The sequence below is a fragment of the Acinetobacter sp. SAAs474 genome, from assembly GCF_032823475.1.
GTDB lineage: Bacteria > Pseudomonadota > Gammaproteobacteria > Pseudomonadales > Moraxellaceae > Acinetobacter.
Map to the genome: position 1 here is coordinate 3,037,102 of NZ_CP127915.1, position 12,388 is coordinate 3,049,489.

The 12,388-nt window shown below is 37.1% G+C and carries 14 protein-coding genes; 1 reads left to right on the top strand and 13 read right to left on the bottom strand.

What is annotated here, in order from left to right; translation table 11 throughout:
• Window positions 1-18 precede the first annotated feature (18 nt).
• The 4 genes from QSG86_RS15130 to QSG86_RS15145 form a co-directional block, all read right to left on the bottom strand.
• A complete protein-coding gene (locus QSG86_RS15130; RefSeq protein ID WP_317032252.1) occupies window positions 19-4,041 on the bottom strand; it encodes a tape measure protein in 4,023 nt (1,340 codons plus the stop codon).
• Between the two features lie 276 nt (window positions 4,042-4,317).
• Window positions 4,318-4,485 (bottom strand): hypothetical protein, encoded by a 168-nt coding sequence (locus QSG86_RS15135; protein WP_317032253.1) that lies wholly within the window; start codon window positions 4,483-4,485, stop codon window positions 4,318-4,320.
• A gap of 121 nt (window positions 4,486-4,606) precedes the next feature.
• Window positions 4,607-5,557, bottom strand: a complete 951-nt coding sequence (locus tag QSG86_RS15140) for a KilA-N domain-containing protein (RefSeq protein WP_410487479.1) — start codon at window positions 5,555-5,557, stop codon at window positions 4,607-4,609.
• Window positions 5,554-5,733 (bottom strand): DNA-binding protein, encoded by a 180-nt coding sequence (locus QSG86_RS15145; protein WP_317032254.1) that lies wholly within the window; start codon window positions 5,731-5,733, stop codon window positions 5,554-5,556. Before QSG86_RS15145 ends, QSG86_RS15140 begins: the two co-directional genes overlap by 4 nt.
• A gap of 131 nt (window positions 5,734-5,864) precedes the next feature.
• Between QSG86_RS15145 and QSG86_RS15150 the strand changes: the two genes are divergently transcribed.
• Window positions 5,865-6,131 carry an Arc family DNA-binding protein gene (locus QSG86_RS15150; protein ID WP_317032255.1) on the top strand — a complete coding sequence of 89 codons (267 nt, stop codon included), beginning with the start codon at window positions 5,865-5,867 and terminating at the stop codon, window positions 6,129-6,131.
• Window positions 6,132-6,142: 11 nt separating this feature from the next.
• Here the strand turns inward: QSG86_RS15150 and QSG86_RS15155 are convergent, their stop codons facing one another.
• From QSG86_RS15155 to QSG86_RS15195, 9 genes are all read right to left on the bottom strand, one after another.
• Window positions 6,143-6,667, bottom strand: coding sequence for a DUF4468 domain-containing protein (locus QSG86_RS15155; protein ID WP_317032256.1), 525 nt, complete (start codon window positions 6,665-6,667; stop codon window positions 6,143-6,145).
• 136 nt (window positions 6,668-6,803) lie between these two features.
• A complete protein-coding gene (locus QSG86_RS15160; protein ID WP_317032257.1) occupies window positions 6,804-7,706 on the bottom strand; it encodes a hypothetical protein in 903 nt (300 codons plus the stop codon).
• Complete coding sequence (locus tag QSG86_RS15165) at window positions 7,706-8,227, bottom strand: Panacea domain-containing protein (RefSeq protein ID WP_317032258.1); 522 nt, start codon at window positions 8,225-8,227, stop codon at window positions 7,706-7,708. Before QSG86_RS15165 ends, QSG86_RS15160 begins: the two co-directional genes overlap by 1 nt.
• 463 nt (window positions 8,228-8,690) lie before the next feature.
• Entirely contained in the window at window positions 8,691-9,173 is a 483-nt protein-coding gene (locus QSG86_RS15170; RefSeq protein ID WP_317032259.1) for a hypothetical protein, read from the bottom strand.
• A gap of 28 nt (window positions 9,174-9,201) precedes the next feature.
• Entirely contained in the window at window positions 9,202-10,116 is a 915-nt protein-coding gene (locus tag QSG86_RS15175; protein ID WP_317032260.1) for a phage tail tube protein, read from the bottom strand.
• Between the two features lie 69 nt (window positions 10,117-10,185).
• Entirely contained in the window at window positions 10,186-10,548 is a 363-nt protein-coding gene (locus tag QSG86_RS15180) for a hypothetical protein (protein ID WP_317032261.1), read from the bottom strand.
• Entirely contained in the window at window positions 10,545-11,384 is an 840-nt protein-coding gene (locus QSG86_RS15185; protein ID WP_317032262.1) for a KilA-N domain-containing protein, read from the bottom strand. The genes QSG86_RS15180 and QSG86_RS15185 overlap by 4 nt, the downstream gene beginning before the upstream one ends.
• Window positions 11,385-11,549: 165 nt before the next feature.
• On the bottom strand, window positions 11,550-11,960 hold the full coding sequence (locus tag QSG86_RS15190) for a hypothetical protein (protein WP_317032263.1): 411 nt from the start codon (window positions 11,958-11,960) through the stop codon (window positions 11,550-11,552).
• Window positions 11,957-12,349 (bottom strand): hypothetical protein, encoded by a 393-nt coding sequence (locus tag QSG86_RS15195; RefSeq protein WP_317032264.1) that lies wholly within the window; start codon window positions 12,347-12,349, stop codon window positions 11,957-11,959. Before QSG86_RS15195 ends, QSG86_RS15190 begins: the two co-directional genes overlap by 4 nt.
• Between the last annotated feature and the right edge of the window lie 39 nt (window positions 12,350-12,388).

Genomic DNA, 12,388 nt, shown 5'->3' on the forward strand with positions numbered 1-12,388 from the left:
TCCTAAAAGGATTGTTGACTACTTCGCCAACAATCCCCCTTGTCTCTGTTCCTGTCGAATCACAGCGCGTACGGCATTACCGATCATATCGCCAAGAACTTTTTTATCACCGTTTGATGATTGAGTTGAAACACCTGAATCGGTGACTGTGACTTGGATTGAGATTTTATCCTCAGTGTTGCTCGTGGTTTTACTTGTAAAGCTAGCCACTTTTGGCAACCCAACTACACCACCATCGGAATACCCTTTCTGCCCCTTACGCATCGACTCAACCACACCAACACCACCTAGTCGTGCAATATCAGCCTGAGAAAAGACAACTTCACCTTTATGGACAATGCCTGCTGGGTCATATTTACCACCGTGACCAGTGTAGCCGCCTTCGGAGAAGCCGGCGATTGTTTGAGCTGCAATCAATCCGGCATTTGCATACCCCATCCCAAGAATCATTTGTGAATACATGGTTTTTTGAGCTAGTGTTAATGCAGATGGATCAGCCATTACTTGAGCTGCCGCCAAATGTGTTGAAACCAATGTTGATGCTATCGAAAATGCTTGTTGAGCAGCCAGTGCAACCTTGTATGCTGATGACTGTTCTCCACTTGCATCTTTAATCGACTGTGTTAACTGAGACCATGTGGTTTGTCCTTGGGATAATAAATTACCCCAGATTTGTAGCTGACCTTGATATTGATTTCGCTGTAACTCTTGATACTTTTCAGAATATTCAGCCTGAATAGCAGCCTTGTTTTCCTCATGGGCACGAACAGCATTTTCCAACAAAAGATTGTATTGTTGCTGTGTTATCAATCTCTGCCTAAGCTCATCTTCATAAGCTCTATTTTTATTTAAAAGATTTTGAGTATTAGCGTCATAGGCAGATCTCTCATCAATACTTAATGAGTAACCCTGTCTTTGGGATGAGTCTAATGAATAAAGCATTGCTTTTTGCTTAGCTTGATTCATTTCGCTTGCATTAGTTAGATCAAACTCTCGCAATTTTAAAGCTTGAGTCCTTTTAAACTGATCAATCTCATACCGAGTTTGTGTATCTAATGCTTTTTTTCTCAAAGCAATTTCAGCTTCAGAATATTGACCCTCTGCAGTTAAACGCTGAATATTAATATCACGCGTGTTTTGAAGCTTTTGCTCTTCAGTCCACTTGTATGCATTTAATTCAGCATCTAATTGCAGTTTAGCAATCTGATCTTGAGCATCATAACGAGCATTGATTTGGGGAATTAAAGCTTGTTGGCCAAGAATAGTCGCTCTATTGATTTCTTCATCACGAAGCTTAGAACGCTTAACGGCATCAGTGTCATATTGAATTTGAAGCTGTTTGACTTCTTCCTCAGTTTTGGCACGGGCCTTATAAGCCTCATCCTGAAACTTAGACAAGTCTTTAATTGCACTCATTATATTTTCAGGATCTTTACCCAAGATTTCACTAATCTTATTGTAGTAGCTATCTTGCTTTGAGAGATGACTGGCAGCCTTAGTTTTACCTAATTTCCCCTTACCATCATAATCCCAGCCAATACCATTTTTACCAACAATCTTTTCGATGGTACGGTAATCAAGATTATCATTAGTTAATGCCTTTCTTGATGATGCATAACTCTTTCCTGACATGACCTCCTGTACAAAAAACTTTGCCATTGCATCTAGTGAATCTTGGGTTTGCTGAATCTTCCCCTTGCTATCCAAAAGGCCTTGACCTTGGAGAGATTGCATTAACTGAGTTGATCTTACTTTTTGCCACGAAAGAAAGCCTGTATTGGTGTAACCATTATTACTATCCTTGTGACTCCCAAACATAGCATCTGCTCTATAATCATTTTCACGGCCAACCTGTGCAGTCATCACACGAGCTTGTTTATCACCTAAACCAGCATTTCTAAATGCCTGATAAACTCGAAGCATATTCCGTACTTTTTCATCATTACCAGCTAAAAGAGCAGCTTGTTTTTCGGATAGCTTTAAATGCTTTTCTTTCTCCTTGGTTGCTTCACGCTCTGCATTATTTCTATCGTCAATAATTTTTTTATTGGCTTGCTCAATCGCATTAACACGTAATGCCTCTTGGGCCAACTCTGTAGTGAACTTAACATTGTTCTTTCTAGCCCACTGTGATGCCTCGAGTATTGCCTTGATTTGATCTTCAGATAAACCTTTTGCGAGTAATTGCTGAGTAAAAACAGCTTCAAACTCTTTATTGTACAGAGATGATTTATAGTCTTTTTGTGCTTTTGCTGCCTTTTGTGCTGCAATTTCATTAGCACTTAAGCTCTTTGTATTTTCATCAACACCGACGGCACTTGTTTGTGCATCACGCCCTGCCAATACAACTTCTCGGCCAAAAAGATGTAGCTTTTCCTTAGAATTTTTGGACTCCTCAGTGTGTTTAACAAATTGAAAGATATTTTCTTTTAATGCGGTGTAAATATCTTTACTGATCCGCAGTTCATTAAACTTTTTCAAAGCGGTAGTCATGCTGATAGTGCCATTCTGAGCATCGTCAACAACCTTAACTATATCTTTGTTACCAGAGTATAGTCGCTTAATTGCAGTCAACTGAATGTTAACCTGACTACTAGATTCAGCTAATGCTTTATTTTGGCGCTCGAAAGCCTCTGCCATATCATTAATGGCATCATCTTTCTCAAGCCCCTTAAGTGCAAGTAGCTCATTCTTAGCTTTTTTGGCAACACTGGCTTGTTCTTCTAGTTTTTTATTAGCCTCTGATGCTTTACCTTGCATATAAATATAACCAGCAGCCAAGGCGGTTACACTCCATGTCAATGCGCCCACTGGACCACCAACCAGGGCTAGCATACGAGATCCAGCCAATTGGCTAGCATTCAGTGCATTTTGTGCGGCAGTTTGAGCAGTAGTTGCAATGGTTGATTGCTTTGAAGCTAAATTATAGGCAATCTCCGCTTGTGTTAATCGCATGGTTGCGGCTGCTCTAGCTGTTCGTGAAGCTGCCGAATTGTATTCAACACGAGCTAAATTTACCTCTGTTGCGGCTAATGCTGTTACTTGACGAGTTCTTTGTACCTCAGCTGCAGCTAAAGTGACTTGGCTCTGCAACTCAGCAGTCAAAGCAGCTCTTTTTGCTAGAGAGGTTGCAACTGATGTTTTGACAGCTATTGTTTGTGTCACAATCGCTTTTGTTAAAAATGCCACACCGCCAAGCATGGCTATATTGGCAATATTGCTAAGATTCTCACCTAGAAATTGAATTGATGATGCTAGTGTTTTTGATGCGCCAGATGCCTGACCAGCACCGCCAACAAATTTAGATACTTCGTTATTTAGAAGTGTGAGCGACTGGCCAATCGTTATATCTGTTTTAGCAAATAATTCATCAACAGAACCCTTGGCTTTGGTTAATGCTTTTACAAGTACATCACCAGTGATTTTTCCTTCTGCAGCAACTGATCTTAATTGACCTTTGGTAATACCCATACCTTCAGCAATCGCATCAGCTAAACCTGGTGTTTGCTCCATTACTGAGTTTAACTCTTCACCACGAAGCACACCGGATGCTAAGGCTTGCCCGAATTGGGTTAGCGCTGCCTCTGCTGCCTGAGTGCTGGCACCTGAAATTGCTACAGCTTTTGATACTGTTTCAGTCAATGCGGCAGTCTGTGTCATATCAATTTTTAGGCGTTTCGCATTATCACTAAAACGCTGATAAACCTGGACAACTGAATCCCACGAAGCATAAGACTTTTGAGCAATCAAAAACGTATCATTCATTGCCCGGTTTAATTCTGTTTGCGAAGTTGTAACTAGCTTTAAACGGTTCTGTAAATTGGTGTATGCATCCATTTTGTTGATTGCAGTACCAACGGTCACAATCCTTGCCATATTTGCAGCTAGGCTACGTGCAGCGACCGACATACTATCCATTGATTTGGTGGCATATGTGCCATTCTTTTCAATACTTTTTAGCTCTCGGTTTATTACTTCCGCATTTCTTCTTGCGTGCTCTGTGCTAATTTCAATTACCAGACGGCTTCTTTGCTCTGTCATTTTACTTTCCTCTAGGCGTAAAAAAACGCCTTTAAGGCGCTACTGATTCATTTTAGGCTTTAATTGCTGTGATAATTTCAGGTAGTTTCCATATTAAAATTAGTATGAAAAACAATATTAAAAAGGCGAGTATAGTCACCATAACCCATATTTTTCCATTTTATTTTATACCTATGTAGAATTTTGCACATTGAATCAAGAATGTAACTAGCATGATGAATGCTGCAATTAGTGCTAAATGCCAAAATATCTTTATAAAACTATCAGGGCTTAGATTCACTTCTTATCTCCTTTTCTATATTCAAGATACGCTTTTAGAAGATGTGGTGATTGCCAAGCAAGTATGCAAACAATGATGGCTAGTAACAAAAATACTAATCGCCAAATAGAAATATCTGCTGTCATTTTTAGTATTCCATTTAAACCTATGATAAAATCATTCATGCAATATATTTTCCTCTTGTTCTTGCTGTTCGACTGGAAACAAAAAAGCCCATGACTGCGAATCACGGGCTTTTTGCCATTTATGGGTATTAAAAAACCTCCCGAAGGAGGTTTTAGTTATTTATTTCTCTAGGTACCAATGAATTGTGTGCACTGGCTGATTTCCAACATGGTTTAAATTGGTCATGCCACCCTCAATAGCTCGTCTATTTAATAGATTTGCATAACCAACAATTTCATGAGTTAAACCGATAAGTTGACCAGCATAAGCACTTTGTATTGTTTGAAGTGCTGGATATATTTCATTCTTTACATATTTAGCAAGTATTGGAACATACCACATTAGGAATTGCACATTCTTATCTTCATAAGGCTGCATGGCAATTAACTTAACTTCTTGTTTAGCTTTAACTTCCATTTCTAATAGATATTTAACAGCATCTTCAAAATGAATAGCCAATAATTCATGATAAGAGTTAATTTTAAAATGTCGGTTATGACGAGTCCAAACTTGTGCACGTAACCCATTATTACCATCAACCTTATGATCCACAATTTTTTGAAGCGTATCTTTTTGTTCAGGTGAAATGGTTTGGCGATCGTTTATTTTCCATTGCATCACCATGGCATCATAAGCACGAATAACTGTTAAATGAAATTTTGCAGAAATCCACATTGCGTATGAATATATCAACTCTTTAACCGCATATGTACCTTGCTCTCGACCTTTACCACGAATGATATTTATAGCCTTTTTGCATGATGTCGGATTTCCGACATCATAATATTCATCCTCAATAACACCAATTAACTCTTGAGTTTTTTCATTCTCAATGAAGTAGCTTGGTCTATCTTTTCTCTGGTCACCGCTCGCCTTATGCAAATCATTCAGACAATAACGCCCTTCATCATCTTGGCGAATAGAAAACTCACCAATAACTAAGGGTTGATTGTTTGGGTTTACGAAATTTTGTGTTAAATTAGTCATGTGTTTTACATCCTTTGTGATGGCAACTAAACCTTGCGTTTGATTGGTAGTCTGGCAAGGTTTTTTTGTGCCTATTGATTTCATGCTTTCGCACTCTCTACTTCATTTTTCATTTGCTTAACTGCATGGTTAATCAAATAATTCACAGGTCTTTCATATTCCTGACCTAGTTTTTTAAGCCACTCTAGCAATTCAGGCTCAATTCGCAGATTGTATTGAACCTTTGTGCGTGTGCTCTTTGGCTTAGTTGGTAGCTCCATTATTCAACTCCTATTTAATATACCCATCGGCTACTTTTTTATAATCGTATATGCATCGGCTACCATTGTCAATATACACTGGCTACTTTTATTATATAAAGTAAGTACAATCCAACTAAAGTGATTTTCTTATGAGTAGCGGTCATCTTCACCCTCAGTACAACCTTCGTTGGCCTAAAGAATTAAAAGAAAAAATTGCACAATCAGCTAAAAAGCATAATCGCTCAATGAATGCAGATATTGTCGCTCGCCTAGAGCAATCTTTAGCGAACGAAGAACTACCAACTATCACTCAAGCAGATAAAGACTATTTGACTAAAATTCAATCAATTGAAGAAAAGCTGGATATGATTATTAATAGCACTGACGGTTTGCTGGGTAATAAAAAAGCACCTTAGGGTGCTTTTATCTACCAGTTATCATTTAAACTGCTTGATGTGATAGCAGTCCTATACTGATCAATGACATTTTTTAATTTAACCTCAATTTTTTGTTGATGCTCAATCAAATTAATAGGAGCTTCCTTACCCATATTTGCATTATATCCACCTTGTACATAAGTTAGATTTGTGCGAGTAATATCGGAAATAGCTACTCTAGCCTTATTATCCTTACTATCTATTTTGATAGTGAAATTAACTTTATCGTTACCAAATGCACCACAATCAATAAAGCCGTCGCACGGATACTGAATATTACCCTTTCCAATTATTGATCCACTATCTTTATCTGCATACTGGATAACATTGTTAGCAGACTTAAAAGATTGTGCTATCCAAATTTTTGAACCTTCAAAAATCTGATCTTTTGTTTTATTTGGAACCTCAATAACCTCAACTAAATCATTCATTTTTTTATCTGTTGGTGTTGGCATTGTCACACACCCACCTAACCCCAACCCCACAACCAAACACAACCCTAATATTTTTTTCATGAAATCATCCTCTTGAATGGTATCACGATACTAAATATTAGGTGGAAAGGGAATAAAAAACCACCGTGAGGTGGTTAATTAATCATGTAATGATTAGCCTGTAGACTCGGTATTTGCAGCAGGTAGTTTTTATATTTTAGTTTTTTCCTTCGGGCTTTTCTGTATTTATAAAAAATAAACTGTTCTGATTATTTGACTTACTGTCATCTTGTTTAGGCCTAATATCTTGATCCTTGTGGGTATAAGCAATACAAATTGCACTAGCAATTACAGTTACTAAAAAACAACTAATACTTTTAGTATAAAAATCTATTTTTTTCTTACTAGGCTCTTTTCCATCATCAGAATCCTCATCTCTAGATCTTATGGAGGTAATCCATGATATTAATAATTTAAGCAATGTTAGTAAACAAATCATTAGAAAGGAAATAACAAAGACCAAGTAGACTAATTTATTGTTACCTTCTAATAGCTTTACTGTTGAACTAACAATATTAATGCCACCAAAAACAGTAATAATAATTGTAGCAAAAACACCTAGAATAGTAACAAAGTTAGTTACCATATTATTGGACATGTCTTTTGCTTTTTTTGCTTGTTTTTTTGCAAATTCAGCTTGTTTTTGAGCAAGGTTAGCTACCCTATGCGCCTCTTTAGCGGCATCTAGCATAAATTTTTTTTGAATTAGCGCAAGCTCAATATGAGAGGCAAATTTTTCATAACAAGCAATTACATGATCCCTACTTACGCTTACCTCATATATGTCAAACGTATCACTAATTTCCTCTATTACCGTAGTAATAAAACCATCAAAGGAATCTGATTTTACCTCTATGGATTTATCATTAAATACTAAATTAGAAATATCTTTATACGGTAAATTGTAAAATGTTTCCCTATCAGCTTTTATAATATAATTTTCATACTCTACCAAAACAAAAAACATTGAGGCTGTTTCTACAACAACCTCTCTATTGTTAAAATTTTCCGGATTTAAATGATTCTTTATAAAAGCATCCTGAGCAACATTCATACGCATTAAACATTAACCGATTTAGCAGATAATAGCTCATTATCAGAATATGTTAATTCAATACCTTTCATAATATCGGACTCAAAGTCTTTCCATGCTTCTTCTGTATGTGTGAGCTCAACAAGATCAAAAGCTTTCCATGGCGCATAGGTGCTTATAATCTTATTAGCAATATTGGTAAATTCATTGTCACCACTCAGCTCAAGTGGATCATACTCTTTTCGAGAAATACTGAATGTACCACTATCACATATTGTTAAAGATGCTTTAGGTTTAGAAATATGATGGAACCCAAATCCTTTGAATTCGTGATAGACCTCTTTAACAACGGGACCATACTGCCACTTTTGAATATGTTCACTGAACAATCGAGTACCGGTTTTCTTAAAGTAAGTACTAGCGATATAGTAAAGAATTTTTTGAAGCTTTAAAGGAGTTAATTCGCACAATGGATTTTCGGCATTTCTATTAACATACCAAACTATATAGTTAGCAATATCCATAGCTGTATATTTTTTATTATCCATATTGCACCTCACTTAAAACACTTAAATCAACAGAACTTAGAATTACAAAACTAAGACTCAACATTGTCGAAAAATAGTGACTGTGTGCATTTCACATTTCCTTAATTTAGATACAACAAAAGACAAGATCTATTCTTGTCCATCTCCAAATTATAGCATTTGCGATAAATATGCAATACGTGGAACATAAAAATGTTTCACAAAAGTTTACACTAAAAAGAAACCAATTACTTATTGGCTTCTTTTAAAAACTCACCATCCAAAGCGTAAATACATTCAATAAATAGCCCTTTATCAAAGTCGCAGCCAAACAACTCAAAGTAAGCTTGAATATCATGAAGTGAAATTTCTTGATAAATCGCGCTTACTTGAGTTGCTATGACTCGTCTGCACTTAGAAATATACGAGAATGCTTTAATCATATAGTTAGCAGTAAAACTATATTCAAGCTTTGACGGTGGTTCTATTCCAAGTTTTTTGTAAACTTCTTCGGTTTTTTCTGGTGCCCATCGGATACTTCGCTGTTTGTAGTGTTCGACGACTTTCCCACCTCATCAGCAACCGTTTTATTTTTTTCATCATGCAGTAGATAGGCTTTACTCAAACAGAAGTTTATAAGGTCTAAAGACTGCTCTGTACTTGTGCACAGCAATTCAGCATTTTGATGATTGTATTCAAAAGGCTGGCCATCCTTTTCAATACCTTCCCAGTCGAGAATTAAATAAGCTACTGCCCGATTAAATGCTAAATTTGACGCAAGTGCAGACTCATCGGTAATCGGTTGAAATCCGCGTAATTCACGCTCGGCTTGCATGCCATTTAATTCTAAAGCTCGGTTAAAAGCTGGTCTACCTTTGTCTGCGATTAATAGCTTTGCGCCATCTTCAAAGTCAAACCAGCGTTGAGCATATTCGGCAACTTCACGTTTTTTAATTTCAATTTTCATTATAACTCCAAGCCACAAGGGCCATTAATTAAGGCCCAGCAACGACAGGGACACGGGTTAAAGTTGGCGCTTGATCAGCAACAGTGAATGTGAACTGGGTGTTTAGAATGTCGCCCATGCTGCCACTAGGTAATGGTGCTGTTATTTTTAGGTTTGGTAGTTTTAGTGTGTACTTATTACCATCACTATCTTTAATTGAATACTGAAGACTGATCGACTCATTCAAGAACTGTTTTTCATAAAATTCAGCAGTATTTTTAGACCATGCAACTGTAAAGGTACCCGTGCCCTTCATGATAGTTTCGAGAATTGCGCTGATATTATTTTCGTAATTTAGGCATTTTTGCATTTGCATTGAGTTATCAATGGTTAGATCCAGTTGTGTGATACACATGCCAGCTTTAACTTCACCATCAATTAAAATATCGCCAGTAGATAATGATGTAAATTGAGTTGCATCTTCTGCGGGTGTAACCGTTGTTGCCGGTGAGACCATATAAGCAGTGCGCTTCATTCCCATAATTGAGAATTTAGAAGTGACGATACCACCATCAGGAATAGATAAAGTCCACTGATTGATGTGGCAACCAGTAAACACTTGATAGTTTTCAATGTCTTTGAAGCCGCGAATGATTGAGAATGTTTTACGTGTATCACCGCCAAAAGTTAATACATTATTCACCCACTGATTGAATGCAACACCTTCAAGTAAGCTATCTTGAATATCGTAAGCAAACTCCGTTTCCACATCACCAGTAACTTCTACACCAGTAACTAAAGTTCCAGCAGCAATACGGCTATCTTTGATCGTTTGTGATTCTGTGGTTTGTGCAGCAGCATCTAAGCTATTTGTTGTAAATGGAAGTGTTTTCCAAGTTGTGGCAATTACACCAGGTGCCGATTCCACACCATATGCACTTGTCTGTTTAGCGCCTGAACTCATGGAGTCCTCCTTAATTTAGGCATAAAAAAACCTCCTTTAAGGAGGTGGATTTGAATTAATACTTTGCGGCTAACAATGCCCTGCTTGCCGTGCTACATCTTGTTTATCTTCCCAATTGAACGCATCTACAATTCGGCCTTCAGGTTTATTACTAATTAGATCTCCATCTGAGATCATAGCTGCTTCTAATTGCTCTAATTTTGCTAAAGTTTCAATAAGATTGAATAACGGACGATGTGTAATTAGTATTTTGTGTTTCGGAAACTTTGCCTCAAGTGCTGTCTGCTTTTCTTCAAGATTGTATAAATTGGCCTTTGATGCGGCATGAATAACAAACTTTTCATCATTAATAATGAAGTCCACCTCAGTGTCGCTTTGATTTGCATTTCTGCATGCAAACACTAAATAAATATCATCATAAAAAACATTCACACTACACACTCCTGCTCAACCATCACTAAGCGTAATTGACCTTTTGCCTGTGGAAAGGCTTGATAACAACGAGCTGTAAAGTCTTGGTAATCAGTTGAACTATTTGCAATAACCTCAATAGAGTTAATCTGTTTTGATAGCATCTGTTCACCACCATTGGTAAGCCATTGATGCATCTTTTCACCATCGCGCTTATTAGCTCGAATCTCTAAGAGAACTTCTTTTGGCATGATGATTCGATATATCCATTTATTAGTGATATCACCAAATATGGCAGGACTACCACCAACATGATTATTAAATTTAGTGTTAGTTATTTTTGCTAATGCTTTGTAGTAAGAATCTGGAAAGCGTTTTTCCCAAGTTGATGCTGAAGGCAACAACATCAAGCGAATCATGTCTTGTACGGATGGTGGGGCTTGGTTTGCACGAATAAGGTTATCTATCTGTAAATCACACCAAACACCAAAGTGAACATTTAACCATCGTGCAAATGCGACTGCCAATTTAGGATGTAACCAAGTACCACCACCATTCTCAGAAGATCCATTTTTTACCTTAACTAGCCCTGTTTGCTTAGCTAAAGATAATAATTTTCTTTGTGATTTTGCGGAATCCCCATCCAACTCAATGATTTTATTGAAGTGTTCCAGAAAAGCGTATTTGTTATTTAATGAATGAGCTATTGCACAAAGATACTCTACAGTATCTCGCTGTCTTAGCCACATTAACGGCTTTTTTTCATATCTCTTTGCTGCCTCAGTAGCATTAAACCAACCTGAGTTATCAAAGGATTGATCTATATTTTCATACTTAATCTTTACTATTGTATTCATTGCTTTACTCCAACTATTCATTAAAAAAAGAAAAGCCGACAAGAAGATGCAATGAATAGTCGAAACGACCATCTTCTCTTTCAGGAGCTACCCTAGTCGGCTTGATTGCCATATCTCAGGCATAAAAAAACCGCCCAATAAGGACGGTTTAATTAAGTGGTTAAGCTAGTTCACTCGAAACTCAGCTCTAATAATTTTTCCATAGAAATTATCATCATCGATATTTTGTGGTGCATGGACCAGATAGATCTCAAGACTATCTACACTATGCGCTTCAAGCAAGTCACGCCACTCCTGGCAAATTTTCATTAAAGTTAAGGTACCTGAGTTTTTTGGCACAAAACATTGAATCGAAATAAGGCCAAAATCTCTAAATTTAGGCTTATCAGCGAATCCAGCAAATTGAGTATCAGCATATTGAATTGAAACACGGCACCATGGTTTATCCTTGGGTGCGACAAATGGTTTACCGTTAGAATTCGGCTTATTTTCATACTGAATATATTGTTTTTCTACTGTGCCTTTATATTGAGAAATTAAACTTACAATCGCTGTTTCGGCTTGGACTAGGTTCATTTGTATTTACTCGATACTGACTGGAATGCCAACGCATAAACACCTTCAGGGGTTTGATCAGAATGACCATTTTCTATCTTTACTGAATAAGGCAAGGCATTGGTTAAATAAACACTGTCACCTAGTTTTATTTTTAGGATTTCCTTAGTGCCACGATCAAATGCTTTCTGATCTAGTGTGCCCCTTGGCGCTCTATTACCCTCACCTTCAATATAATGATAAGTGGGCTGATTAATGGTAATTAAATTTGAATTACGAAATGAACCATCCATCACAGGACTACCAGTAATTACTGTTTGAAGCATATCAGCACTGATTTTCTTCACATGCTGCTCAGTATCACTAATCACAGTATTTATAAAATCAGTCGGCCTGTTTTGCCATGACATTTGATCACCACCTCCAACCTTGTTTATGGTACCGAATTG